The organism is Mesorhizobium sp. B2-3-15 (genome assembly GCF_006442875.1).
GTDB lineage: Bacteria > Pseudomonadota > Alphaproteobacteria > Rhizobiales > Rhizobiaceae > Mesorhizobium > Mesorhizobium australicum.
The window spans coordinates 32,555-58,561 of record NZ_VFVO01000001.1 but is presented as its reverse complement, the minus strand read 5'-3'; the positions used below and the strand labels follow the sequence as shown (position 1 = coordinate 58,561).

Here is a 26,007-nt window from a genome sequence, read left to right as displayed (position 1 = left end):
CGGTCCAGGATGACGGAAACACTTGAAGGCAGGCACATCGTTGTGACCGGTGGAACCGGCGCGCTCGGTGGGGCGGTGGTCGGCAGACTGCTGGAACAGGGCGCGATCTGCCACGTGCCGAACGCGCATGCCGCGGCACCTCAGCACTTCCCCTTCACCACGCACGATAATGTCAAACTGGCGCACAATGTCGATCTCTCGGACCCCGCCAAGGTCGAGGCGTTCTATAGCCAGGTTCCTGCCTTGTGGGGATCGATCCATCTGGCCGGCGGCTTTGCCATGGCGCCGGTGGAGAAGATCGAATCGGCGTCGTTTGCCGAGATGATGGACACCAACGCCCGCACCGCCTTCCTGTGCAGCCGCGCCGCCATCCGCTCGATGCTGGCGTCGGATACCGCCGGTCGCATCGTCAATGTCACGGCACGCGCCGGGCTCGACCCGCGCCGCGGCGCCGGCATGGTCGCCTATACGGCCAGCAAGGCGGCAGTCGCGGCCATGACGGTGGCGATGGCGGAAGAATTGAAGGCCCAGGGCATCCTGGTCAACGCGGTGGCCCCATCGACGCTCGACACGCCGGCCAACCGCGCCGACATGCCGGATGCCGATTTCACCAAATGGGTCAGCCTCGAAGCAGCGGCCGAGGCAATCGCCTATCTCGCCTCGCCGGCCAATCAGGCAATGAGCGGAACGCTGGTGCCGCTCTACGGCAGGGCCTGAGCGGAGAGCGTCGAAGCCGGGCAGCCGGCGTCGGATCCATCGGCGTTGCGGTAGCTGTAGATACGCAGCGGCGATGAAGCGTCCGTGGGACACTCCCTCAACCAAGCCGGCGGCTTGCCTTCCATCAGGGCCGCCGCGAAAGGGTAGGCGGCTTCGAGACCTGGCGACGGCGCGCCTCGCCAGGCACAGATCGCGACATGTGTCGCCTTCGACGCGTCGAGAATCGCACGCGGGTCGGCGGTCATGGGGTCGAGAAAGCGGTAGCTCCGTTCGATGCCTTTGGCCGAAGGGTGGTTTGGGATCGTCACCACCTTGGGGCCGTCGGCCAGCGCGACGAAATGCGATCCGATGAGCGGTGGCGAAAAGACGATGGCGCCCGACGGCCAACCCCGTTGCGCTCCGAAATGATCGAGGTCGCAACTGTCGGCGAATTCGGCGGCGGGTATCGCCGCTTGGGAGGGTCTGACCCCCAGATGGTACAGCGCCATGGCCCCGGACAAAACCAGACCGGGCAGGATCAATGCGTATTTGCGCGATGGCGCCGGCACGGGAGATTTCAAGTAGCGCCGCAACCCCGAACCTTGCGGCAGCAGGCTCTCCAGCACGAAGATCAGGCCGATGCCGGAGAAAATCGGAAGATAGCGGAAGTAGCGGAGATAGTCGATCGCCAGCACCAATCCGAGCAGCGAAAACAGGGCCAGTATGACCAGAGGCCGGCTGCGGCCATGCGACCCGGTGCAGATGCCGACCGGCGCGAGCGCGCCGACGAACAGCAGCAACATGCTGGGAAAGCCGGACGACAGGACGAAATCGGGGCGCCGAAACAGGCTCAATTCCTGAAGAATTCTGTTGAGCATGTTGTCGCGGACATAGGCGTCCATCGACGCGTAAGGGCCGTCCAGGCATTGCGGAAACAGTTTCACCAGCGCCACCAGGCTGATGGCGGCGAACACCAGCAGAAGCGCGGCCCGCATTGCCCAGCCGCCACGCGTGCCGACAAGCCGAGGTACGACGGCGAATGAGAGCCCGGCGGCGGTCAGCGCCAGCACATGCGGCGCGGAATAGGTATCGCATTTGACCGCGGCATAAGCCGAGGGCGCGACGGTAGCGGCGAACAGGCCGATCGCGCCGATCGCCAGGGCCACTCCAAAGCCGGTGATCCCTGTCGCACTCTCGTCGCGGCCGGCGATCCAGTCGAAGGCGTAGACGGCCATCACCAGGGCGAAGAACGGTGCGAACTCGGCGCTGATCGCGATTGCCAGGGCTGTCAGCAAGCCGTTGACGAAGGGCGAAAGGCGATTCCGCGACAGCAACAGGACCAGGGCGGCAAGCAGAAGCAATATCTGCAGATTGTGATAGTCGATCCGCCCCGGCGCGTATTCGAAGAAGGTGCGCGCGGCGAAGATCAAGGCCAACGGCAATGCAATGGCCGGATAGGCAAAGCCCATCGCGACAATCAGCCGGTTGTAGAAGTAGAGCGCGGGTACAAACAGGAGCAGCGGCACGACAAAGCTTGCTGCCATCAGCGCCGGCTCGAAGCCGGCGAACGGCGCGAGCAGCCACGCAAAAGCGGCATAGGGCAGGTCCACGATCCATGGCCAGTGCGAGATGTAGGGCTCGGGCTGGGCAATGCCGGGCATTGTCCGGTCGAAGATATTCCCGGTCACGAGCAAGGTGCGGATCTCGTGTATTTTGAGAAGGTCGTCCGCATCGGCATTGAGCCGGAAGCCCAGGGACCAGAGGACGATCATCACCGTCACCATGCCGCTGAAGCAGAAAAGGGCCGGTGCGCTCATATAAAGACGCGGCAGCCACGAAGATTGCGCTGCGGCCCTGTCGTCGTCATTGCTCATGGAAAGCTTCCCCGGGATGACTGCCAAATACGCGAGGAAGTTTATCTTGCCGTAAAGAAAGACCCCGCCGGATCGCTCCGGCGGGGTCTTTGTTCAAGCCGCACGAAAATCGTGCGGCAAGCGGTGAATCCTTAGTTGCCCTGCTTCTTCAGCGCGGCACCCAGGATGTCGCCCAGCGAAGCGCCGGAGTCGGTCGAGCCGTACTGTGCGACGGCTTCCTTCTCTTCGGCGATTTCCAGCGCCTTGATCGAGACCTGCAGCTTGCGGGTCTTCTTGTCGAAGGCGATGACGCGGGCGTCGACCTTCTGGCCGACGGTGAAGCGCTCGGGGCGCTGCTCGTCGCGATCGCGGCTGAGGTCGGAGCGCTTGATGAAGGTCTCGATGCCGCTGTCGACCAGCCGCACTTCCAGACCGCCATCCTTGACGCCGATGACTTCGCAGGTAACGACGGCGTTCTTGCGCAGTTCGCCTGACGTCGCGGCTTCGCCGACCGTGTCCTTGGCCAGCTGCTTGATGCCGAGCGAGATGCGCTCCTTGTCGATGTCGACGTCGAGCACCTGCGCCTTGACCATGTCACCGCGATTGTACTCTTCGATGACCTGCTCGCCCGGACGGGTCCAGTCGAGGTCGGACAGGTGCACCATGCCGTCCACGTCGCCTTCGAGGCCGATGAACAGGCCGAACTCGGTCTTGTTCTTGACCTCGCCCTCGACCTGGCTGCCGACCGGATGGCTCGAGGCGAAAGCCTGCCACGGATTCTCGAGCGTCTGCTTGAGGCCGAGCGAGATGCGGCGCTTGGCCGGATCGACTTCGAGCACCACCACGTCGACTTCCTGCGTTGTCGACAGGATCTTGCCGGGATGCACGTTCTTCTTGGTCCACGACATTTCCGAAACGTGGATAAGGCCCTCGATGCCCGGCTCCAGCTCGACGAACGCGCCGTAGTCGGTGATGTTGGTGACGGTGCCCTTGATCTTCTTGCCGATCGGGAACTTGGTGCCGATCTCGGACCACGGATCGCTCTCGAGCTGCTTCATGCCGAGCGAGATGCGGTGGGTTTCCTGGTTGATGCGGATGATCTGCACCTTGACCGTCTGACCGATGTTGAGGATTTCGGTCGGATGGTTGACGCGGCGCCATGCCATGTCGGTGACATGCAGCAGGCCGTCGATGCCGCCGAGGTCGACGAACGCACCGTAATCGGTGATGTTCTTGACGACGCCTTCGACAACCTGGCCTTCCTCGAGGTTCTGCACGATTTCCGAACGCTGTTCGGCGCGGCTCTCCTCAAGCACGGTACGGCGCGACACGACGATGTTGCCGCGGCGGCGATCCATCTTGAGGATCTCGAAGGGCTGCGGGTTGTGCATCAGCGGGGAGACGTCGCGGATCGGGCGAATATCGACCTGGCTGCGCGGCAGGAAGGCCACGGCGCCGTCGAGGTCGACGGTGAAGCCGCCCTTGACCTGGTTGAAGATGACGCCTTCGACGCGCTCACCCTTGGTGAACTTCTCTTCGAGCTTGACCCAGCTCTCCTCGCGGCGCGCCTTGTCGCGCGACAGCACGGCCTCGCCCAGCGCATTTTCGATGCGCTCGACCATGACTTCGACGGTGTCGCCGACCTTGAGCGTCGAGTCCTTGCCCTTTACGCCGAATTCCTTCAGCGGCACACGGCCTTCGACCTTGAGGCCGACATCGATGATGGCCATGTCTTTTTCGATCGCCAGAATCGTGCCCTTGACGACTTGGCCTTCGCCGGAATGACCGGTGGTAAATGATTCTTCGAGCAGGCTCGCGAAATCATCGCGAGTGGGATTTGCAGCAGACATTGTTTCTCCTGGAGTACCCCGCATTTTTCGCGGGGCGGGCGCCGTGGGTTAGCGTTGCGTTGGCCTGCCGGCGTTCCGGGCTGCAAAAGCCCTGGGCCGCTTTTCAAGCGGCAATTCCGGCGCATGAAGAATGCAGGCAGGCTGGTTCGTGCCCGATATGGGTATTTTCTTCGCCTCCGGCAACCGGAAGCAGCATGAAACCCGGATCAGGCCTTGTTTCTCTTGGCCAGCACGTCGTCGATGACGGACATGGCCGCGAGAAACGCGGCTTCTATAGCCATTTCGCTGGTATCAAGCAAGTGCGCGTCGGCCGCCGGCTTCAGCGGCGAGTCCGCCCGGCCCATGTCGCGCTCGTCGCGACGCTGGATATCGGCAAGGATTTCGGCGAAATCGGCGGTGCCGCCGATGCTTTCGATCTCAGCCAGCCGGCGCTTGGCGCGCACCTCGGCACTTGCCGTCACATAGAGTTTTATGTCGGCCCCGGGGCACACGACCGTGCCGATGTCGCGCCCGTCCAGCACCGCGCCCGGCGGCGTCCTTGCGAAGTCGCGCTGCTTTTCGACCAGGATGCGCCGCACAGTAGGGAAAACCGCGACCTTCGAGGCGGCCTCCCCCACCGCATGCGCCGACAGCACCGCACGGTCGAGCTTTGCCAGATCGACCTGGCGGGCGGCGGTTTCTGCCGCCGAGACATTGTCGAGCGGTAGGCCCAGCCGCAGCAGCGCATGGGCGACGGCGCGATAGGTCAGGCCGGTGTCGAGCAGGTTGAGGCGGTAGTGATCGGCGAGACGGCGGGCGAGCGTGCCTTTGCCTGCGCCGGCCGGTCCGTCGATGGCGATGGTGAAGGGGTGGGTCATTGGCGGGTAGACGCCTTACGCATGGAAATAGGCCCCCGCGACTTCGTCATCCTAGGGCGTAGCGAACGCGAAGCGGAGCGAAGACCCTGGGATCCATGCCGTGACGTCAGCCAAAGAACGCTGCGGATCAGAATTTTGCAACGTTGCGGGGCGTTGAGGTCATGGCATGGATCCTGGGGTCTGCGCCGCGTCGCTGCGCTCCTTGCTTCGCCCCAGGATGACGAAGCACGGGATGTCGCCAGCCAATCCCCAAGGTTTGCGATTGCCACTATCGCTCGATCTCCGCGCCCAGCCCCTTCATCAAGTCCATGAACTCCGGAAAGCTCGTCGCGATCATGGCCGCGTCGTCAATAGTTACAGGCTTTTCAGTCGCCAGGCCCATCACCAGAAAGCTCATGGCGATGCGGTGGTCGAGATGGGTCTGCACCGTCGTATCCCGGCCGTTGGGGTGGCCGCCCAATCCCCTGCCGCCTGGTTTGCCGCGCACGGCAAGCGAAGCTTCGCCCTCGGTGCAGTCGACGCCGTTGAGCTTCAGCCCGTTGGCGACCGCCGACAGCCGGTCGGATTCCTTCACCCGAAGTTCCTCCAGCCCCTGCATCAGCGTCTCGCCCTCGGCGAAGCTGGCGGCAACGGCCAGCACCGGGTATTCGTCGATCATCGACGGCGCCCGCTCGGGCGGCACGGCGACGCCTTTCAGCTCTGAGTAACGAACGCGCAAGTCCGCGACATCCTCGCCGCCGGCATTGCGCGGGTTCAAGATGTCGATCTGGCCGCCCATTTCCTGCAGCGTGAGAAGCAACCCGGTGCGGGTCGGGTTCATCAGCACGTTTTCGATCGTGATGTCCGAACCCGGCACGATCAGCGCCGCCACCAGCGGGAAGCCGGCCGAGGACGGGTCGCCCGGCACGGCGATGGTCTGGCCGGTCAGCTTGCCCTGGCCTTCGATGAAGATGTGGCGCACGCCGCGCTCGTCGGTCTCGACCGACAGGTTGGCGCCAAATCCCTTGAGCATCTTTTCCGTGTGGTCGCGCGTCATGACAGGTTCGATGACGGTGGTGATGCCTGGCGTGTTCAACCCGGCCAGCAGCACCGCCGACTTCACCTGCGCCGAGGCCATCGGCACGCGGTAGGTGATCGGGGCGGCGTGCTTCGGCCCATGCAGCGTGATCGGCATGCGGTCGCCGGGCGTGGCTTTGAGCACCTGCACGCCCATCTGGCGCAGCGGTTCGAGCACGCGACCCATCGGCCGGCCCGACAGCGAGGCGTCACCGATGAAGGTCGTCTCCATGTCGTAGGTGCCGACGAGCCCCATGGTCAGCCGCGAGCCAGTGCCGGCATTGCCGAAATCGAGCGGACCTTCCGGCTGCAGCAGCGCGCCGTTGCCGGTGCCGCGGATCACCCACTCGGCACCGCGTTTCTCGATATGCGCGCCCATCGCCTTCATGGCCGCGCCCGTGCGCATCACATCCTCGCCCTCGAGCAGGCCGGTGATGCGAGTTTCGCCGGAGGCGAGCCCGCCGAACATGAACGAGCGGTGCGAGATCGACTTGTCGCCCGGCACGCGGGCCGTGCCGGAAAGGGCTGGTGACTTGCGGGCAGTGGCCGGCTTGGCAGCGGCGGCGTGAGACATGGAATTTCCCTGGACGGATTGCCGGCGTGCCGACGCTTTTCATTTGTTGCGGCGGTCTCGTATCACGGCGGGACGAAATGGTCATCCCCATGCTCGTCACTTGGCGCGAGGCCTTTCAGTGCTTGGTTTTGTGACGCCGGCTTTTCGCTTTGACAGCGCTGCAAACTGTGGTTAAGGGGACCACTCTTTTATCGACGAGGCTTGCCGTGGCAAAAACCGAACTTGGCACAAAACGCATCGACCCGGAAACGGGCCGGAAATTCTACGACCTGAACAAAGACCCGATCGTCTCGCCCTATACGGGCAAGACCTATCCGCGCTCCTATTTCGAGGAAGGCAAGATCGCCGCCATCGAGGAGGAAGAGGAAGTGGCCGAGAAGGAAGTGGACGCCGAGGAGGAAGAGGGCGTCGAGGTCGTCTCGCTCGAAGAGGCGGAAGACGACGCCAAGAGCGACGATCTTCCCGATCTCGGTGACGACGAGGATGACGTCGACCTCGGCGACGACGAGGATGACACCTTCCTTGCCGACGAAGAGGAAGAAGACGACGACGTTTCCGACATGATCGGCGTCGGCGACGACGACGACGAAGTCTGACAAAGGCTTCGAACGTGAGCGTTTGCCGGCTTTCACGCCCTGTGAAGAAAAAGCCGCCGATGAAGGCTTGATATCTGGGAATGGCGGGGTTAGAAGCCGCCTGCACTAACGGCGCGGTCTTCCAACCCGCGCCGATCTCTCGCCGGAAACGGCGCCGGCTGACTGCCGGGAGTGGGGCCATAGCTCAGTTGGGAGAGCGCTTGAATGGCATTCAAGAGGTCGTCGGTTCGATCCCGATTGGCTCCACCAGTTACCTTCCAGGGCAAGGAAACGCTTTGTTTCGGCGGGACATCTCCGACCTGTTCAACCATTGGCGATCCCTGATTTGCGCGATCACGGAACGTCAGCGCCGAACTCGACGGCAAATCCCGCGTCGATCGCGCTTCGCGCAATGAGATCGCCAAGTTCCCAATCCGTGAGTTCGCAAAGCGGGAACATTCTCCTCACCTCGTGGCTCACCTCGGATATCGAAATGCACGGCCAGTCGACGGTGTCGATCAGGCAGCGGACAATCGCTTGGCGAACGTCCGACAGGGTAGGGGTCTGCGCGAGCGCAGGCATCTCCGCCCCTACGAATGGAGCTGCGGCGCTACGCCATCGGCTGGGTTTGTGTCGAAGGCCACGGGTACGCCGTGAACGAGGGATGCGGTCGCCAGCAACTCCTCCAACTCGCGGTCGGTAGCCCTGCATGCGGGCATGAGTGTTCGGATGGCGCGTATTGCCTGCGCAACGGAGAGAAAGCGTGCCTTGCCCCTGGAAAGAACATAGGCTTCGGCGGCTCTTTCAACCGTGATGGAGTGAAAAGAGTTGGTCATCGAGAATTCCTCCCTGAACCCTGACCAACATGGTTTACGGCAGGACTTCGGTGGTCTTCAAGCCTATGTCCGGTTCCAGACAATCAGTCAGCCCCTGCGCTGAAGTGATGTTGCTCCTCCTCGCCATAGGCACCATCCGTGAGTTTTATCATTCCGGTACGGTCGACGATCGTGATCTCGCCGCGCTTGGCATGAACCAGCCCCCGATATTCGAGCATTTGGAGGGCGGTGGTAACGCCCGGGCGCCTGGAGCCAAGCATGGTCGCCAGAAATTCATGCGTCAGGTAGATGATATCTCCTTCAGCGCGATCGTTGACCATCAGCAACCAGCGGGCGAGCCGTTCCTCGATTTTCGAATGGCCATTGACCAGCGCCGTTCGCGACGACTGGACCAGGAATGCGTGGGCGTAGCGAAGCAGCGACGGGCGAAGGGTCTGGCTCTCGGCAATCGCAATGCGCAGACGTTCAACCGGCAGACACCAGCCGTTGCTGGCGACTTGAATATAGGTTTCATTGGGAGATCGGTCCTGGCCGAGAACGACCGCTACCCCGGTCATGCCGTCGCGGCCGATGATGCCGACTTCGCTTTGCCGCCCTCCGGTCATGGCGGCGACCACCGACGCGATACCGGTTTCGGGAAAATAGACATGCTCGATCGGCTGATGCGCGATCTCCAGCCGGGCTTTGATGGCCAGTTCGACGTGATGCATCGACGGCCGTAAAAGCCCGAAATCCTCAGGCGTGAGGGTTTTCAGAACATGGTTGCGAAAGGTGGATTGAGGCATGGCTCTTCTCCCTATCGGGCAAGAGCATGTACCCTCTTACTGTCGGCTGCATCCGGACAAACGGCGGCCGATGGCTGATCTTACGCTTCATGCGCGGGCTTGGCAAACGACTGCGCCTGCGTGGAAAGCTAAGAGCATTGACCGTCAGGCGTCCCCGGGAGCAGCAGCGCTGCTAGACGCCGAAGAAGGCTTCAGCCGAGAAGGTCCGCGGCGACTTCGAGCGTGTTGCGGAACGACGTCTCGAGGTGGTGTTCCATCGCTTGTGCGGCGCCCTCGGCATCGTGCCGCCTCAGGGCCTTGAGAATGGCCTCGTGCTGCTCGATCGTCTGTTCGCCATAGCCGGGCCTTGGAATGGCGAGATAGCGGCCGCGGTCCATCTGCGCCTTGGAGATGTCGACCGCTCGCCAGATCATCGGCAGGCCGCAGATTTCGGCGATGGTGCGGTGAAAGACATCGTCGAGTTGGATCGCGGTGGCATATCGGCCGCGCGCGATGGCGAGCTTGTGCGCCGCCATATTGTCCTCCAGCAATTCGGCGGATGCCGGCGTGAGCTTGATGGCCGCGCGCCTGGCGCTCTCCATTTCCAGCGCCCGCCGGATGACGTAGGCCTCCTCGAGGTCGGCGCGGCTGATCGGCGCGACATAGGTGCCGGTCTGCGCCAGGATATTGACCAGGCCTTCGTCGCTGATGCGCTTCACCGCTTCCCGCACCGGGGTGCGCGAAACGCCGAGCGCTTCGGCGATGGCCACCTCGTTGATCACTTCCCCCGGCTTCATCTGTCCGACGACGATCAGGTTGCGGATCTTCTGATAGATCTGATCGCGCAGCGGCAAAGCCCGATTGAGGGTCGAAGGGTCAAGGTCCATGGCAAATCCGTAGCGTTCGTTCACCAGAAATGATCGGATTATATTGGAACGTAAATTGGAATGCACCCAATGCGGAGGCGTCCCTGTCGACAATGGAGGGGGTGGCCAAGTCACTCGACGCCTGGAAGGAGGCCGCCAACCCTTCCAAGGCGGCGCAAGGACAACGTCAACGCGGTCGAGCCGGCCCTCTCCGCTCGCAGGCGGCGGGCATGAGGAAGAATTTCCAATTGCGTGCACGGATTTAGAATAAACTAACTCTACAGATTTTGTAGAATTAAGCAATCTGCATGGGCGATCTGTTTCCTGCACAGGACCACGCCATGCCAGCATTTTTGCGTCTACTCGTGCCGGAGCCGGGCCGCTACCGTCGAACCACAGGAGGCAAGGCATGACCCGAGATGTCCCCGACCGCATCAAGGTTCTCTGGTTCCTGCCGACGCATGGCGACAGCCGTTATCTCGGCACCACCGAGGGCGGCAGGGCCGTCGATCTGCCCTATCTGTCGCAAGTGGCGAAAGCAGCCGACACGCTTGGCTATTACGGCGTGCTGTTGCCGACCGGCCGGGCCTGCGAGGATTCCTGGGTGATTGCGTCGGCGCTGGCGCCACTGACAGAGCGGCTGCGTTTCCTCGTCGCCGTGCGGCCCGGCTTGCAGTCGCCGACGCTTGCCGCGCGCATGACAGCCACGCTCGACCGCATCTCCAACGGCCGCCTGTTGATCAATGTCGTCACCGGCGGCGATCCGCTGGAAAACAAGGGCGATGGGATCTTTCTCTCGCATGCCGAGCGCTATGAGGTGACGCAGGAATTCCTCCGGATCTACAAACGGGTGCTGAGCGGTGAGACGATCGAGCACCAGGGCAAGCATTTCCGCATCGAGGACGGAAGGTTGCTGTTCCCGCCGGTGCAGGCGCCCTATCCGCCGCTCTATTTCGGTGGCTCATCGGATGCCGGATCGGCAGTCGCGGCGCAGGAAATCGACAAATATCTGACCTGGGGCGAACCCCCGGCCGACGTCGGACGCAAGCTCGATGCCGTGCGCGGACTGGCCGACAAGGCCGGCCGCAAACTCTCCTTCGGCATTCGTCTGCATGTCATCGCCCGTGAAACCACTGAACGGGCCTGGGCCGCCGCCGACAGCCTGATCAGTCGGCTCGACGACGCGACGATCGCTTCGGCGCAGAAAGTGTTCGGCCGCATGGATTCGGTCGGCCAAGCGCGCATGAGCGCGCTGCATGGCGGCAACCGTGACAAGCTCGAGATCGCGCCCAATCTATGGGCCGGCGTCGGCCTGGTGCGCGGCGGTGCGGGAACGGCACTGGTCGGCGACCCGGATACGATCGCCGAGCGCATCGATGAATACCGTCGCCTCGGCATCGACACCTTCATTCTGTCCGGCTACCCGCATCTGGAGGAAGCCTATCGCTTCGGCGAACTGGTGCTGCCGAAACTGCCGACCGATCATCCGGTCAAGTCGGCCGGGTCGTCGGTCAATACCGGGCCGTTCGGCGAGACCATTGCCGGTGACCATCGGCCGAAGTCGCTCGCCAGCGCCTCGTGAACGCGCTGCCTCCGGTCCGCCGATCGCGCGTCGCCATAATCGGCGGTGGTTTTTCCGGCGCGGCGGTCGCTTGGCATCTTGCGCGGGCCCCTGGGCCGGAGCGCCTGTCGATCTCGGTGATTGAACCGCGTTCCGCGCTCGGCGGCGGTCTTGCCTATTCCAGCGAAGAGCCGTCGCACCGCGTCAACGTCCCGGCCGTCCGGATGAGCATGGTTCCCGAAGACCAGCAGCATTTTGCGCGCTGGCTGGCCGGCAGTGGCGAAATCGAGCGGGACCCGGATGCGCTGTGGAAGAACGGCGACGTATTTCCGCGCCGGCGGGTGTTCGGTCGCTATGTCGCCGAGCAGCTCGCACCTTGGCTTGACTCGGGCGCTATCCGTCATGTCGAAGCTCAGGCCACCCGGGTAGTTCGAGCCAACGGCGCGGGCTGGACCGTACAGACCTTAGCCGGACCTGTCGCGGCCGACATCGTCGTGCTCGCCGCGACTCATCCTCTGCCGGCCATCCCGGCAGCACTTGCCCTGTTGGCTGAAGCACCTGGCTTCATCGCCGATCCCTACGCGCCGTCGGCACTCGCCGGGATCGGGCCGGAGGCGTCGGTCCTGATCGTCGGCTCCGGACTGAGCTCGGCCGACATGGTGGCCGAGCTTGACCGCCGGGGTCATCGCGGCCGCATCCTGGCGCTGTCGCGCCGCGGACTGCGTTCGCGCGGCCACCCGGATATCAGACATGAGCCCTTCGGCGACTTTGCGTCGGTGCCGGCCACATCCGCACTTGGCCTGCTGAAGAACATTCGCGCCACGCTGGCCGCGGCGCGAGCCGCCAACGTCAACTGGCAGTCGGTCTTTGACCAATTGCGCATGCAAGGGCCGGTGCTGTGGTCCGCCCTCGCTCCGCAAGAACGGGCAAGGCTGGTCCGCCAGCTGCGCGTGTTCTGGGACGTGCATCGCTTCAGGATCGCACCGCAGGTGGCTTCCGTCCTCGACCGCCGCCAGACCGCCGGCACATTCGACACCATTGCCGCCCGGCTTGTCGCGTCGAACGACGAGGGCGACAGCCTCGCGGTCAGCTTCCAACGGCGCGGACAGACGCGAATCGAGACGGCAAGCTTCGATGCCGTCATCAACACGACAGGGCCGGCCCATGGGCAGGCGCTCCAGTCAAATCCGGCGCTGCGTTCCCTGACTGAGGCCAGTCTGATCAGGGCGGACGCATACGGGCTCGGTATCGAGACCGGCCTCGATAGTCGCGCCGTCGGTGGCGATGACAAGGCGGTTGCCGGGCTTTTCGTCGCCGGTCCGCTGGCGCGAGGCACCTTTGGCGAACTCATGGGCCTGCCGGAGGTCGCTCGCCATGCCCAAAGGGTCTCGGCCGAGATCGCGGGGCTGCTCGACACATCTTCTTCAGGCGGAGCGGTTGGCCCCAATGCCGGGGGCGTTGCGGTCGCGGGCTGACAACCGCAAGCCGGCATGGCTGGGCAAAATTGGTATTTCCGTCCCGCAAGTGCGCCAAAAACGGAAAATCCTCCTTTGTATATAAATTCCATAAACATAATAAATACCGACATCTGGCTGCGGCTGGACCGATCAACAGCCTGACTGGGAGACAATTCATGGCACATGCAGGAACCGACGCGGTCAAATTCGCTTACTGGGTGCCCAATGTTTCGGGCGGCCTGGTGATCTCCGACATCGAGCAGCGCACCAGCCATTCAGCCGAGTACAACCGCAAGCTGGCACAGATCGCCGAAAAGGCCGGTTTCGACTACGCGCTGAGCCAGATCCGTTTCACCGCCGGCTACGGCGCCGACGAGCAGCATGAATCGGTGGCATTCAGCCATGACCTGCTGGCCGCCACCACGACGCTGAAGGTGATCGCCGCGATCCTGCCCGGCCCCTGGAATCCCGCGCTGGCGGCCAAGCAGATTGCCACCATCAGCTACCTGACCAACGGCCGTGTCGCCATCAATCTCGTCTCCGGCTGGTTCCGTGGCGAGTTCCACGCCATCGGTGAGCATTGGCTCGACCATGATGAGCGCTACCGTCGCTCCGAGGAATTCATCCGTGCGCTGCGCGGCATATGGGCTGAAGACAGCTTCACCTTCCGAGGCGACTTCTACCGCTTCAACGAATACTCGCTGAAACCGAAGCCGCCGCGGCCGCTGCCCGAGATCTTCCAGGGCGGCTCGTCGCGCGCGGCACGCGACATGGCATCACGCGTCTCCGACTGGTATTTCACCAACGGCAACACGCCGGCCGAAATCGCCAAACAGGTCGATGATCTCAAGACCAAGGCAAAGGCCAGCAATCATTCCGTCAAGGTCGGCGTCAACGCCTTCGCCATTGTCCGCGAGACCGAGCACGAGGCCAAGGCGGTGCTTGCAGAGATCATCGCCAGGGCCAATCCGGAAGCGGTCAACGCCTTCGGCCACGAGGTCAAGAACGCCGGCAAGGCCTCGCCGGAAGGCGAGGGCAATTGGGCGAAGTCCTCCTTCGACGACCTCGTCCAGTACAATGACGGTTTTCGCTCCAACCTGATCGGCACGCCGAGACAGGTTGCCGAGCGCATCGTCGATTTGAAGAGCGCCGGCGCCGATCTCATCCTGCTCGGCTTCCTGCATTTCCAGGAAGAGGTCGAGTATTTCGGCAAGCATGTCATCCCGCTCGTTCGCGAGCTGGAGGATGCCGGGCAGGCGGCTTCGCTGGCAGCGGAATAGTCATCTCTCCAAGGCTGGCCGGGTAATCCGGCCAGCACCCGAATGAAGGTTTTCAAGCGCGCTCGATCTTTTCGGGCGGCATCGAGAATTCGTGCGCCTGCGGGCGAAATCGAGGACGATTGGAATGCCGTTGCCCAGCTATGCCATAGGCGTGATGGAAGCCTCGGTCTATGCGCCGGAAGTTTTCGCGCGCGGCCTGCCCTCGGCGCTGCAGCCGTCCGAAGGTCATACCGCACCGGTAACAGGCACTGCGGTGGCCACATCTCCGATGCTTTCACTCCAGGCCATCGGCCTGTCGTTCGGCGGCGTCGTCGCGCTGGCCGACATCGATCTGTCTGTTCGATCAGGTGAAATCCGCGCCATTATCGGCCCGAACGGCGCCGGCAAGAGCTCGCTGATCAATGTCATCAGCGGTGTCTACCGGCCGGATCGCGGCCAGGTCCAGCTTGCCGGAATCGACTATGCGCAGGTGCCGACGCAGCGGCTGGCGCATCTCGGCGTCGCCCGGACTTTCCAGAACCTTGCTTTGTTCAAGGGACTGAGCGTCCTCGACAATGTCGCCACCGGCCTTGCCTACAAGGTCCGTTCCAACTTCGCCGGCCAGGTGCTCGGCATCGGACGATCGCGCGGCGAGCGACGTGAGACACGCAGCCGCGCCGATCAGATTCTCGAATTTCTCGACCTCACCGCCGTGCGCGATCGTCTTGCCGGCACGCTGCCCTACGGGCTGCGGAAGCGGGTCGAACTCGCCCGGGCGCTGGTCGCGGAGCCGCGCCTGCTGCTGCTCGACGAACCGATGGCCGGCATGACATCAGGTGAGAAAAGCGAAATGGCTGCTTTCGTGCGCGCCGCGCGTGACCGCTTTGCCACCACCGTCGTCCTGATCGAACACGATGTCGGCGTCGTCATGGGCCTGTCCGACCGTGTCGCCGTTCTCGACCATGGCCGCAAGATCGCCGACGGCACACCCGACGAGGTCCGCAACGACCAGCACGTCATCGATGCCTATCTGGGCGTCGCCTCAGACAATGAGGACGGGGCGGGCATATGATCGCCGACTTCGACTATCAGTTCTTCATCGAGGTGCTCGTCGGCGGGCTGCTCTCCGGCGTCATGTATTCGCTGGTCGCGATCGGCTTCGTGCTGATCTACAAGACCTCGGGCGTGCTCAACTTCGCCCAAGGCGCGATGCTGCTGTTCGCCGCCCTTACCTTCGTCAGCCTTGTCGAACGCGGTGTTCCGTTTGCACTGGCGTTGGTGGCAACGTTCGCCATCATGGTGGCGATCGGCATCGCCATCGAGCGCACGGTGCTGAGGCCGCTGACCAACAAGCCGCCGATCACCTTGTTCATGGCGACGCTTGGCCTGTCCTACATCATCGAGGGCGCCGCCCAACTGATCTGGGGCACGCAGGTCCATGGTCTTGACCTCGGTATCGAGGATGTGCCGCTGGAAGTCGGCGGCGTGCTGATCAGCCAGTTCGATATTTTTGCGGCGGTGGTCGCGGCCGGCATGGTTCTCCTGCTGTCGCTGTTCTTCCGCTACACCCGCATCGGCCTCGCCTTCCGCGCCGTCGCGGACGACCAGTTCGCCGCACTCGCGGTTGGCCTGCGTCTGCCACTGATCTGGGCCACCGTCTGGGCGGCGGCCGGCCTGGTCGCGCTGGTCGCCGGGCTGCTCTGGGGCGCCCGCCTAGGGGTGCAGTTCTCGCTGTCGCTGGTGGTGCTCAAGGCGCTGCCGGTGCTGGTGCTTGGCGGCTTCGATTCCATTCTTGGCGCCATTGTCGGCGGGCTCCTGATCGGCGCCAGCGAGAAGCTCGCCGAGGTCTATATCGGCGATTATTTCGGCGGCGGCATCGAGAGCTGGTTCGCCTATGTCGTCGCGCTTGTCTTCCTCCTGATCCGTCCTTCCGGCCTGTTCGGCCAGAAGCTCGTCGAAAGGGTCTGAGCCATGGCCGCGACTGCAAGCGACTTTTCCGCCGTGACTGTGCTGCCGAAATGGGTGGCCCCCGTACTCCTGCTCGCCTTCGCCTATGGCGTCGTGCCGCTGATCGGCTCGAGCTACCTGTTCGAGGCCATCCTGCTGCCGTTCCTGGCACTCAGCCTCGCCGGTGTCGGCCTCAACATCCTGACCGGCTATGCCGGCCAGGTTTCGCTGGGTAGCGCCGCTTTCATGGCGGCAGGCGTCTTTGCCGCCTATAATTTCAACCTGCGCGTCGAAGGCCTGCCACTGATCGGCAGCATTTTCCTCGCCGGCATCGTGGCCGCCGCGATCGGCATCGTCTTCGGCTTGCCGAGCCTGCGGTTGAAAGGTTTTTATCTGGCGGTTTCGACGCTTGCCGCGCAGTTCTTCGTGCAATGGGCGCTGACCAAGTTCAGCTGGTTTTCCAACAACTCTGCATCCGGCGTCATCGACGCGCCCAGGCTGTCGATTTCAGGCTTCACACTCAATGGCCCCGTCGGCCGCTATTTCTTTGCGCTGACCATCGTCGTCATCCTGACTTTCTTCGCCTATCGGCTGGTATCGTCGCAGACGGGACGAAACTTCATCGCCATCCGCGACAACGAGACCGCCGCCCGCATCATCGGCATCCCGGTCTTGAAGACCAAGCTTCTGGCCTTTGCCATCTCGTCCTTCGTTATAGGCGTCGCCGGTGTCATCTGGGCGTTCGCTTATCTCAGGACCGTAGAGCCGGATGGCTTCGATCTCGACCGCTCGTTCCAGATAATGTTCATCATCATCATCGGCGGCCTTGCCTCGATCCGCGGCGCATTCTTCGGCGCCGCCCTGATCGTGGTCTTTCCGCTCGCACTGTCGCGCCTCGGCGGCTTCCTGCTTGGCGATGTCTTCGACTCGGGCGTGCTCGACATGAGCCAGCGCATCGTGCTCGGCGTCCTCATCATCCTGTTTCTGATCCTCGAACCCGACGGGCTGGTGGCCCTGTGGGACAGGATCCGAAGACGGCTCCTGTTCGCTTGGCAACCGACCTGAGCCCTCGCACTCCAGAATCCTATTCGAAGATGAACCAGAGGCCGGACCAAAGACGGCCCATACCGGGAGTACCTAGCCATGACCTTCCTCAGCACCATCAAGGCGGCGGCTTTGTCCGCGGCGATGATCGTGTCGGTGGCCTTGCCATCAGCTCATGCCGACGAACAATATTTCCCGCTGCAGAGCTATCGCGTCGGACCCTACGCGGCCGGCGGCACCGGCTTCTTCGGCGGCTTCATCGATTATCTCAACCTCATCAACATCCGCGACGGCGGCGTCAACGGCGTCAAGCTGACCTGGGACGAGTGTGAGACCCAGTATGAGGTCGAGCGCGGCGTCGAATGCTACGAGCGGCAGAAGAGCCATGCGGGTGCCGCTGCCTGGAACCCGCTCTCAGTGGGCATCGCCTATGCGATGATCGACCGTATCACCGCCGACAAGGTGCCGCTGATCACGGTCAACCATGGCCGCACCGACTCGACCGACGGGCGCGTCTTCCCTTACGTCTTCCCGCTGCTGCTCAACCCCTACAGCGAGACGTCAGGCATCGTGAACTATATCGCCGCCAAGGAAGGCGGCATCGACAAGCTCAAGGGCAAGAAGATCGTCGTGCTCTATCACGGCTCGCCCTACGGCAAGGAGACCATCCCGATATATGATTTGCTGGCGCAGAAATATGGCTTCACCGTGCAGCAGATCGAGGTGCCGCATCCCGGCAACGAACAGCAGTCGCAATGGCTGACCATCCGCCGCGCCAAGCCTGCTTTCGTCGTCCTGCGCGGCTGGGGCGTGATGAACCCGGTGGCGCTGAAGACGGCGGTCAAGGTCGGCTATCCCGTCGACCACATCGTCGGCAATGTCTGGTCGAATTCGGAAGAGGACGTCATCCCCGCCGGCGATGCCGCCAAGGGCTACACCGCCATCACCACCCAGGCCTCGGGCAACACCTATCCGGTGGTGCAGGAGATCGTGAAGACCGTCTACGGCGCCGGCAAGGGCAATCTCGAAGACAAGTCGCGCATCGGCTCTGTCTACCACAATCTCGGCATCGTCAACGGCATCCTGAATGTCGAGGCGATCCGCGTCGCGCAGGAGAAGTTCGGCCATCGCACGCTGACCGGCGACGAAGTCCGCTGGGGCTTCGAACATCTCAAGCTCGACCCGTCCAAGGTCGAGGCGCTCGGCGCCAAGGACCTGTTCCACTCGATCAATGTCAGCTGGGACAACCACGAGGGCGAGGGCTACGTGACCTTCCAGCAGTGGGACGGCAAGAAGTGGAACGTCGTTTCCGACTGGATCGCGCCGGATTGGGCGCTGCTGCGGCCGATCATCGAGAAGTCGGCCGAGGCCTATGCCGCCGAGAAGAGCATCAAGCTGCGCACCGCCGACGATGCCAACGCCGTGACCACCAACTGATCTCCGGGCCGGGTGCCGTGGACACCATCCGCGGCGCCCGGCCCATCCGCAAAGCACGGAAACAGCCATGCCGAACGACGACATCATCCTGGCCGTGGACGCGGTCCACGCCACCTATATCAACGCCATCACGGCGCTGCATGGCGTCAGCTTCGAGATCAGGCGGGGTGGGATTCTGGCGCTGCTCGGTGCCAACGGCGCCGGCAAGACCACGACGTTGAAGGCCGTCTCCAACCTGCTGCCGGCAGAGCGCGGCCAGGTCAACGCCGGCTCCATCCGCTATGATGGCTCGGATGTCTCGCGCCGCAAGCCGGGCGATCTCGTACGCGCCGGGCTGGTCCAGGTGCTGGAAGGCCGTCACTGTTTCAAGAGCCTCACCGTCGAGGAAAACCTGGTCGCCGGCGGCATCGGCCGCAGCGGCCGCCGAGCCGAAATCAACGCGGATCTCGAACGGGTTTATTCCTATTTTCCGCGTCTCAGGGAAAAGCGCCGGACATTGTCCGGCCTCACCTCCGGTGGCGAACAGCAGATGACTGCCATCGGCCGCGCGCTGATGTCGCGGCCGCGCCTGCTGGTTCTCGACGAGCCCTCGATGGGGCTTGCCCCGCTCATCGTGCAAGACATCTTTCAGACGCTGAAGAAACTCAACCGCGAGACCGGTCTGTCGATCCTGGTCGCCGAGCAGAACTCGGCGGTCGCGCTTGGCTATGCCGACCACGCCACTGTGCTCGAAAACGGCGTCTCGGTCCTGTCCGGCGCGGCCGCCGATCTTCGCCAGCGCGAGGATATCAGGGCGCTCTATCTCGGCCAGCAGCCGTCGCCCGCCGCCAAGCCATCCCGTCTCCACGCCGTTGCCTGAACCGAAATTTGAAGGAGCAATGAAATGACCGTCTCGACCGTCAAGACAGACCATGCTTCCGCCGCCGTACCGCCGGTCGCAAGGCCCTCGGCACCAGCACACATCATCAGGGACGATGCGGAGGCGATCGCCATCGCCCATGCGCTCGCCGCCGAATTCGTCAAGGGGGCGTCCACGCGCGACCGCGAGCGTATCTGGCCGGTTGCCGAGCTCGACGCCTTCTCCCAAAGCGGCCTGTGGTCGATCAATGTGCCGAAGGAATTCGGCGGGCCGGAACTGTCCTATGCGACGCTGGTCAAGGTGATCGAGATCATCTCGGCGGCCGATTCCTCAATCGGCCAGGTCGCGCAGAACCATCTCGGCGTCATCGCGGCCATCCGCACCGTGTCGGATGTGGGACAGCAGAAGCTGCTGTTCACCGAGGCGCTGAAGGGCACCCGGTTCGGCAACGCCTTTTCCGAGTTCGGTTCGAAGCGCGCCGCCGATTTCGAGACCCGCTTCACCGACGCCGGCGACCATGTCGTCGTCAACGGCCGCAAATTCTATTCGTCCGGCGCGCTGCTTGCCCATCTGGTGCCGATCGTGGCGCTCGATGACGAAGGTCGCGCCTGGTATGCCATCGCCGACCGTGGCGCGCCCGGCCTGACCGTTATCGACGACTGGTCGAGCTTCGGCCAGCGCACGACGCTCTCCGGCACCGTCATCATCGACAACGTCAAGGTGCCGAAGACGTATCTGGTGCCGGGCTACAAGGGCTACGACAAGCCGACCGCCGACGGCGCCATCTTCCAGATCATCCAGGTGGCGGTGGACACCGGGATCGCCCAGGCGGCGATCGACGAGACGGTTCACTTTGTCAGGACCAGGAGCCGCGCCTGGATCGACAGCGGCTTCGACAATGCCTGGGACGATCCCTACACCATCCAGGCTGTCGGCGACCTCACGCTGCGCCTGCACGCGGCGCAGGCGCTGCTCGAAAAGGCCGGCCATGCCATCGACAAGGCGGTGGCCGAGCCGACAGCCGAAACGGTCGCGCATGCCCAGATCGTCACCGCGGAAGCAAAAATCCTGTCGACCGAAATCGCCATCGCCGCAACGAACAAGCTGTTCGAACTGGCCGGCACGCGCTCGACGCTGGCCGAGCACAATCTCGATCGCCATTGGCGCAACGCCCGCACGCACACGCTGCACGATCCGGTGCGCTGGAAATATTCGATCCTTGGCAAATATTTCCTCAACGGCGAGAATCCGCCGCTGCACGCCTGGAGCTGATCTGCCGGAGGCGGACGGCGCGCGCTGCGGTCGACCTGGTCGTCGCCGAGTGGCTTTGCCCTGACGGTTATCCCCTTCGGGATGCCGGCGGCGGGTGAAAGCTTACGCGCAATTTAGGACCATCGGTTACACCGGTTCCTGTCTGATTCGTTCGGGACAGGAACCCCATGAGCAAAGCCCTCACGACCTTCGCACTCGTCTCCGTCTTGACCGCCTTGCTCATGGCGCTGAGCCTTGCGGTGGCCCGTCACGGCTATCCCTATGGGGCGATCGGCGTCAAGCGTCTCGACGGCATCGCCGACGCCGGAACGTTCATTCCGCTTGCGGCAATTTTCTTCTTCAGCGCGCTGTTGATGATGATCCTGCCGATCCGCGCGGCCAGTATCGTCCTCCTCCATGCCGCCGATGCGATCTTCTGGACTGTCATTGTGCTGTTCGCCACCATCGTCGGCGGCCTGCTCGCCCGATGGGCCTTCGGTCAGGGCAGCGCTCTTCTGGCGTTGTTGAACTGGCGGTTCCTGTTTGCCGTGGCGGTCGTCGGTTGCCACTTCGTCATGAACGAGTTACGCCGCAACGTGCTGCTGCGCAGCCTGTTCTTCGTGATCTTTGCCGCCGCCACGCTAGCCTGCCTGTTCTGGTCGTTTACGCTTTAGCCGGAACCTACCATCCTATCGCCGCCGGTTCTTCGTTCCATGGCGAAGCGCTATTGGGATCACGAGTTCGGAGTCTTCGGGCTACCGGCCGCCGGAGACCGCTTTCGCGACGTAGCACGAAAAATCCTCGACATCCGCAGCCGAAGGCTCCTGGCCGGTGAAGCTGCGCAGATACGCGGCAACATGCGGCAGGCGACTGCTCATCGGCTCATTGAGTTCGAGCGAATAGTAGCCGATCTGCATGAAATAGAGCACGCGAGCGCGAACGAACGCGTCTTCCTCCTCATAGCCATGACGCAAGAACATGCCGCGGATGGCAGTGACGCGTTCTTCGTCGGCCTCGTCGAGCGCACGCCGGATGGTGGGGGAGCGGCGAGCCCATGCCCGGATGGCGAAATCCAGCCGGGGATCGAACAGCTTTTCGTCCACCCAGCATTCGAAAATGCTCATCACCCCGCGAATGACAGTCGTGGAAGGGCGTGCGGCACGCTCGACGATGAATCGGGTATTGGTCTGCCGCCAGTGGTCCAACAATTGGTCGAGCAGATCCTGCCGGCTCTTGAAATACCAGTAGAAGCTCGAGCGCGAGACATCGAGTTGCTGGCCAAGCGTCAGCACACGGACGCGTTCGACGCCGTCCGAGATCAGGGTTTCAAGCGCCAGCTTCAGCCAGTCTTCGCGGGTAGCCTTGACGTTGCCGGTGGCGCCGGCGCGCTGGATCGTCGTTTCGAGTGCTGCCATCGTGACGACGCATGACACGCCACACCAGGCAAATCAAGATTGTGGACATGCTTGTACAGGGCAATCCGGCCTTGACCCGGAGCGCTGCCCGCCCATGTTAGCCGGATTGCTCGGCGACGCGGCTCCGTTGCCGCTGCCGCGAAGGCGTGAGTGCAGGCCCGGGGATTTTTGTCGCGGTCTCCAGGCCCAGTGCGTGCTTTCCCGCAAGGCAATTGTCTGGCAAATACCACTTCAGACAGATGCCGCCGCGCGGCCAACAGCCAGGAAGGCAAGGACATGACAGCGTTTCGAAAGAACCTCATCGATGGTGAATGGGTCGGCGATGCCGGCTCCCGCAACATCAACCCCTCTGATACCGGCGACGTCGTCGGCGAATATGCTTCGGCGGGGGTCGAACAGGCGGGCCAGGCGATAGCGGCGGCCAAGGCGGCGTTTCCGGCGTGGTCCCGCTCCGGTCCGCTGGCGCGCCATGCGGTGCTGAAAAAGGCGGCCGACGAGATCATGGCGCGCAAGGACGAACTCGGCCGCAATCTGGCGCGTGAGGAAGGCAAGACGCTGGCCGAGGGCATTGGCGAGACCATCCGCGCCGCCCAGATATTCGATTTCTTTGCCGGCGAAACATTGCGCCTGTCGGGAGAGGTGGTGCCAAGCGTGCGGCCGGGCGTCGGCGTCGAGATCACGCGCGAAGCGGTCGGCGTGGTCGGCATCATCACACCGTGGAATTTCCCTATTGCCATTCCCGCCTGGAAGATCGCTCCGGCGCTGGCCCACGGCAATACCATCGTCTTCAAACCGGCCGAGCTCGTTCCCGAAAGCGCCTGGTCCATCGTTGACATCCTGCATCGCGCCGGCCTGCCCAAGGGCGTGCTCAACCTCGTCATGGGCAAGGGCTCGGTGGTTGGCCAGGCGATGCTCGACAGCCCCGACGTCAACGCCATCTCCTTCACCGGCTCGGTGGGAACCGGCAAGCGCGTCGCGGCGGCAAGCGTCGAGCACATGCGCAAGTTCCAGCTTGAAATGGGCGGCAAGAATCCGCTGGTCGTGCTCGACGATGCCGATCTCGCGGTGGCTGTCGATTGCGCGCTGAACGGCGCCTTCTTCTCGACCGGCCAGCGCTGCACGGCCTCGTCGCGTTTGATCGTCACCAAAGGCATCCACGACCGTTTCGTCGACGCGCTCAAGGAGCGCATGGAGAAGCTGGTGATCGGCGACGCGCTCGACGCGCAGACACAGATCGGCCCGGTCGTCGACGCCACCCAGCTCAAGCAGGACGAGGACTATATCGCCATCGGCGTCCGTGAAGGCGCCACGCTCGCTTTCGGCGGCGAACGGCTCGACCGCAAGACGCCGGGCTTCTATCTCAAGCCGGCGCTGCTGACCGAGGCCACCAACGCCATGCGCAGTTCGCGCGAGGAGATTTTCGGCCCCGTCGCCAGTGTCATCCGCGTCCAGGATTATGACGAGGCGCTTGCCGTCGCCAACGACACGCCGTTCGGCCTGACCTCGGGCATCTGCACCACGAGCCTCAAGCACGCCACGCATTTCAAGCGCAACTCCGAAGCCGGCATGGTGATGGTCAACCTGCCGACGGCGGGCGTTGATTTCCACGTTCCTTTCGGTGGTCGCAAGGGCTCGAGCTTCGGTCCGCGCGAACAGGGCCGCTATGCCATGGAGTTCTACACCACGGTAAAGACCGCCTATACGTTCGCGGGATAACCTGGCGCGCCGGCCGACCGCCGGCGGACCGTCACTTCCTCTGGAAACGGACCGGTGCAAAGGGATGACATTGCAGGACCTGACCTGGCTCAACCCGCCGCCGCACCATGCCATCGAAGGTGATGGCGTGCGCGTGCGCACCGGCAAGGAGACCGATTTCTGGCGTGAGACCTTCTATGGCTTCTGGCGCGACAACGGCCACTTCCTGTATCGGCGGGTCGAGGGCGATTTCACCGCCGAAGTGACCGTCAAGGGCGACTACGAGGTGCTTTACGATCAGGCCGGCCTGATGGTCCGGCTGAGCGAAACGCACTGGATCAAGGCCGGCATCGAATACACCGATGGCCTTGCCTATTTCTCCGTCGTCGTCACCAACGACACCTCGGACTGGTCGCTGGTGGCCATTGCCGCCGGCCCTGACGGCGTCAGGATCCGCCTGACCCGCCACGGCGAGGCGGTCCGCGTCCAGTATTTGGATGCTTCCGACGGCCATTGGAAGCCGGTGCGGCTCGCCTATTTCCCGACCTCGAAGATCGTCGATGTCGGGTTGATGTGCTGTTCGCCGCAGCGTGAAGGTTTCGAAGTCACGTTCTCCGGATTTTCGGTCGGTCCGCCGATTGCGCGGGATCTGCACGACTGACCCTGGCAACCGGGCTCCGCGTGGCGTGTGCGAACGGACCGGTAGGACATTGCGGCCCCAAGGCCCTTCCGGCTCTCGGCATAGGCTGGAAGCGTTCGGGAACGCTGTCCGTCTTCCACGTCTGGTGGATCGGTGGGATAATCGGCGGCTCATGGGGTGATCGGAGATGGTTGGTCGTCATCGCCGTCATTGTCCAGGACAAGCCCGGCACGGACGGCATCGCGGATCGCCTGCGGGCCAAACCTTGCCCATACGGCCTGGTGGGCGCGCACGCGCTGCCTTGCCCGGCGCCCGGCGTCGCGTGAAAGTTGGACGGCCATGGCGGCCAAGCCTTCGTCGCTGGCCGACAGCAGCACCTCGTCGTTCTCGACCAGGCCCAGGCCCTCGGCCGCGAGCGGTGTCGCGATCACCGGCACCCCCCAGGCCATCGCCTCCAGAATCTTGATGCGCGTGCCCCCGCCCGCCCTGAGCGGGATGATGCTGAGATGCGCGCTGGACAGGAGCGGCCCCACGCTTTCGGGATCTTCGACGAGCTCGACATCGGGCAACCCGCGCAGGGCCAGCACGGCCGGTTCCGGGCCGCGTCCGGCGAGAACCAGCTTCGCGTCGGGCAAGGCCTGGCGGATGCGGGGCAATATGGTCCGGGCCAATCGCACGGCGGCGTCGACGTTTGGAGGATAGCCGAGATGACCGATGAAAAGGATCACCGGAAAGCCGCTATTGGCCGACGGTTCCGGGGGCAGCACATTGGGAATCGCCTCGACGTTGGGAATCCCGTTGGGAACGACATCGATGGGCATCGCGCGCCCGCCAAAGCGCATCAGCTTCTCGCGATCCTCGTTCGAGCAGACCCAGACCCTGTCGACAAGGGCGAGCGCCTTTCTTTCGAGATGCCTGATGCCAGGCACCGATGCGGCAACGGAAAGGCGCGATGTGGTCGCTTCGGCGCGTTTCATCTGCGCGGACAAGTCGGACTCGACATTGTGCATGTCGAGGATGAGCTGCTTTGCCAGCGATCGCAAAGGCCGCAGCAGCTTGAACAGGCCGATGCTCTCGACCACCACGGTGTCAGGGCGGAATTCGAGGATCAGTGCTTCCAGCCGTGCCAGGGCCGCGCGCGAAATGCGATGCTCCTCCCTTATACGCCACCATCCGATGGAAGCCGTCCGGGGCTCTCCCTCGATCGACAGCGCCTCGGTGCGGATCAGCGGATTGGGCGCGGTCATGGCGATGGCCCTGGGCCGCACCGAGGCCAGGCAGGCCGGTCCGAACGCGGCCGCCGCCACGGCATTGCGATAGTTGCGCAGATCCGCGCCGGAAGTCGGCGGAAACGCCGGCTCATGGCACACGATCAGCACGCGTCGCCCGCTGCCGCGCGCCGGCATGTCGGCATCGGGCCGCGCGCTCAAGGCGGACGCCCGACGCTTCGCGCCAGAAGTTGCGCAAGCTCTTTCTCGGACGACATTAACGAGGCCCCCGCAGCCACAGAAATCA

Annotated in this window: 24 protein-coding genes and 1 tRNA gene; 15 read left to right on the top strand and 10 right to left on the bottom strand. The window is 63.6% G+C overall.

Annotated features, from left to right (window positions below; genetic code table 11):
* Positions 1–9 precede the first annotated feature (9 nt).
* Positions 10–717: an SDR family NAD(P)-dependent oxidoreductase gene (locus tag FJ954_RS00270; protein WP_140614983.1), complete on the top strand. Its 708-nt coding sequence runs from the start codon at positions 10–12 to the stop codon at positions 715–717.
* On the opposite strand, the gene FJ954_RS00265 is transcribed toward FJ954_RS00270, so the two are convergent.
* From FJ954_RS00265 to aroA, 4 genes are all read right to left on the bottom strand, one after another.
* On the bottom strand, positions 702–2,570 hold the full coding sequence (locus FJ954_RS00265) for a hypothetical protein (RefSeq protein WP_140660051.1): 1,869 nt from the start codon (positions 2,568–2,570) through the stop codon (positions 702–704). The two genes, FJ954_RS00270 and FJ954_RS00265, sit on opposite strands and share 16 nt — an antisense overlap.
* Before the next feature lie 131 nt (positions 2,571–2,701).
* Positions 2,702–4,399, bottom strand: coding sequence for a 30S ribosomal protein S1 (gene rpsA, locus FJ954_RS00260; RefSeq protein ID WP_015314259.1), 1,698 nt, complete (start codon positions 4,397–4,399; stop codon positions 2,702–2,704).
* Positions 4,400–4,605: 206 nt separating this feature from the next.
* Positions 4,606–5,256, bottom strand: a complete 651-nt coding sequence (gene cmk / locus FJ954_RS00255; RefSeq protein WP_140660050.1) for a (d)CMP kinase — start codon at positions 5,254–5,256, stop codon at positions 4,606–4,608.
* A gap of 268 nt (positions 5,257–5,524) precedes the next feature.
* On the bottom strand, positions 5,525–6,886 hold the full coding sequence (aroA, locus tag FJ954_RS00250) for a 3-phosphoshikimate 1-carboxyvinyltransferase (protein ID WP_140660049.1): 1,362 nt from the start codon (positions 6,884–6,886) through the stop codon (positions 5,525–5,527).
* 206 nt (positions 6,887–7,092) lie between these two features.
* Between aroA and FJ954_RS00245 the strand changes: the two genes are divergently transcribed.
* Together FJ954_RS00245 and FJ954_RS00240 are read left to right on the top strand one after the other, a co-directional pair.
* Positions 7,093–7,482 (top strand): TIGR02300 family protein, encoded by a 390-nt coding sequence (locus FJ954_RS00245; protein ID WP_140614975.1) that lies wholly within the window; start codon positions 7,093–7,095, stop codon positions 7,480–7,482.
* 173 nt (positions 7,483–7,655) lie between these two features.
* Positions 7,656–7,731: transfer RNA gene (locus FJ954_RS00240), tRNA-Ala, on the top strand.
* A gap of 84 nt (positions 7,732–7,815) precedes the next feature.
* Here FJ954_RS00240 and FJ954_RS00235 read toward each other — a convergent pair.
* The 4 genes from FJ954_RS00235 to FJ954_RS00220 form a co-directional block, all read right to left on the bottom strand.
* Positions 7,816–8,043: a hypothetical protein gene (locus FJ954_RS00235; protein ID WP_140660048.1), complete on the bottom strand. Its 228-nt coding sequence runs from the start codon at positions 8,041–8,043 to the stop codon at positions 7,816–7,818.
* A gap of 8 nt (positions 8,044–8,051) precedes the next feature.
* Positions 8,052–8,297, bottom strand: a complete 246-nt coding sequence (locus FJ954_RS00230) for a hypothetical protein (protein WP_140660047.1) — start codon at positions 8,295–8,297, stop codon at positions 8,052–8,054.
* An 83-nt stretch (positions 8,298–8,380) separates the two neighbouring features.
* Complete coding sequence (locus FJ954_RS00225; RefSeq protein WP_140660046.1) at positions 8,381–9,082, bottom strand: Crp/Fnr family transcriptional regulator; 702 nt, start codon at positions 9,080–9,082, stop codon at positions 8,381–8,383.
* A gap of 191 nt (positions 9,083–9,273) precedes the next feature.
* Complete coding sequence (locus FJ954_RS00220) at positions 9,274–9,948, bottom strand: GntR family transcriptional regulator (RefSeq protein ID WP_140660045.1); 675 nt, start codon at positions 9,946–9,948, stop codon at positions 9,274–9,276.
* Positions 9,949–10,336: 388 nt separating this feature from the next.
* On the opposite strand from FJ954_RS00220, the gene ssuD reads away from it, so the two are divergent.
* The 10 genes from ssuD to FJ954_RS00170 all read left to right on the top strand — a co-directional run bounded on the left by ssuD (position 10,337) and on the right by FJ954_RS00170 (position 21,416).
* On the top strand, positions 10,337–11,509 hold the full coding sequence (gene ssuD, locus FJ954_RS00215) for an FMNH2-dependent alkanesulfonate monooxygenase (protein ID WP_140660044.1): 1,173 nt from the start codon (positions 10,337–10,339) through the stop codon (positions 11,507–11,509).
* Positions 11,506–12,963 (top strand): FAD/NAD(P)-binding protein, encoded by a 1,458-nt coding sequence (locus FJ954_RS00210; RefSeq protein ID WP_140660043.1) that lies wholly within the window; start codon positions 11,506–11,508, stop codon positions 12,961–12,963. Before ssuD ends, FJ954_RS00210 begins: the two co-directional genes overlap by 4 nt.
* Before the next feature lie 158 nt (positions 12,964–13,121).
* Positions 13,122–14,225 carry a dimethylsulfone monooxygenase SfnG gene (gene sfnG / locus FJ954_RS00205; RefSeq protein WP_140660042.1) on the top strand — a complete coding sequence of 368 codons (1,104 nt, stop codon included), beginning with the start codon at positions 13,122–13,124 and terminating at the stop codon, positions 14,223–14,225.
* A gap of 124 nt (positions 14,226–14,349) precedes the next feature.
* A complete protein-coding gene (locus FJ954_RS00200) occupies positions 14,350–15,276 on the top strand; it encodes an ABC transporter ATP-binding protein (protein ID WP_140660041.1) in 927 nt (308 codons plus the stop codon).
* Positions 15,273–16,172 carry a branched-chain amino acid ABC transporter permease gene (locus FJ954_RS00195; RefSeq protein WP_015314248.1) on the top strand — a complete coding sequence of 300 codons (900 nt, stop codon included), beginning with the start codon at positions 15,273–15,275 and terminating at the stop codon, positions 16,170–16,172. Before FJ954_RS00200 ends, FJ954_RS00195 begins: the two co-directional genes overlap by 4 nt.
* Positions 16,173–16,175: 3 nt before the next feature.
* On the top strand, positions 16,176–17,216 hold the full coding sequence (locus FJ954_RS00190; RefSeq protein ID WP_140660040.1) for a branched-chain amino acid ABC transporter permease: 1,041 nt from the start codon (positions 16,176–16,178) through the stop codon (positions 17,214–17,216).
* Positions 17,217–17,294: 78 nt separating this feature from the next.
* A complete protein-coding gene (locus tag FJ954_RS00185) occupies positions 17,295–18,632 on the top strand; it encodes an ABC transporter substrate-binding protein (RefSeq protein WP_140614963.1) in 1,338 nt (445 codons plus the stop codon).
* A 67-nt stretch (positions 18,633–18,699) separates the two neighbouring features.
* A complete protein-coding gene (locus FJ954_RS00180) occupies positions 18,700–19,491 on the top strand; it encodes an ABC transporter ATP-binding protein (RefSeq protein WP_140614961.1) in 792 nt (263 codons plus the stop codon).
* A gap of 24 nt (positions 19,492–19,515) precedes the next feature.
* On the top strand, positions 19,516–20,763 hold the full coding sequence (locus FJ954_RS00175) for an SfnB family sulfur acquisition oxidoreductase (protein WP_140660039.1): 1,248 nt from the start codon (positions 19,516–19,518) through the stop codon (positions 20,761–20,763).
* Between the two features lie 167 nt (positions 20,764–20,930).
* Entirely contained in the window at positions 20,931–21,416 is a 486-nt protein-coding gene (locus FJ954_RS00170; protein ID WP_015314243.1) for a hypothetical protein, read from the top strand.
* A gap of 81 nt (positions 21,417–21,497) precedes the next feature.
* On the opposite strand, the gene FJ954_RS00165 is transcribed toward FJ954_RS00170, so the two are convergent.
* The gene (locus FJ954_RS00165) at positions 21,498–22,157 is read right to left on the bottom strand and encodes a TetR/AcrR family transcriptional regulator (protein ID WP_181177724.1); all 660 of its coding nucleotides are present in this window, start codon (positions 22,155–22,157) and stop codon (positions 21,498–21,500) included.
* 276 nt (positions 22,158–22,433) lie between these two features.
* On the opposite strand from FJ954_RS00165, the gene FJ954_RS00160 reads away from it, so the two are divergent.
* Together FJ954_RS00160 and FJ954_RS00155 are read left to right on the top strand one after the other, a co-directional pair.
* On the top strand, positions 22,434–23,873 hold the full coding sequence (locus FJ954_RS00160; RefSeq protein WP_140660037.1) for an aldehyde dehydrogenase family protein: 1,440 nt from the start codon (positions 22,434–22,436) through the stop codon (positions 23,871–23,873).
* 64 nt (positions 23,874–23,937) lie between these two features.
* A complete protein-coding gene (locus FJ954_RS00155) occupies positions 23,938–24,513 on the top strand; it encodes a DUF1349 domain-containing protein (RefSeq protein WP_015314240.1) in 576 nt (191 codons plus the stop codon).
* Positions 24,514–24,662: 149 nt separating this feature from the next.
* Here the strand turns inward: FJ954_RS00155 and FJ954_RS00150 are convergent, their stop codons facing one another.
* Positions 24,663–25,922 carry a glycosyltransferase family 4 protein gene (locus tag FJ954_RS00150; protein ID WP_246681002.1) on the bottom strand — a complete coding sequence of 420 codons (1,260 nt, stop codon included), beginning with the start codon at positions 25,920–25,922 and terminating at the stop codon, positions 24,663–24,665.
* Between the last annotated feature and the right edge of the window lie 85 nt (positions 25,923–26,007).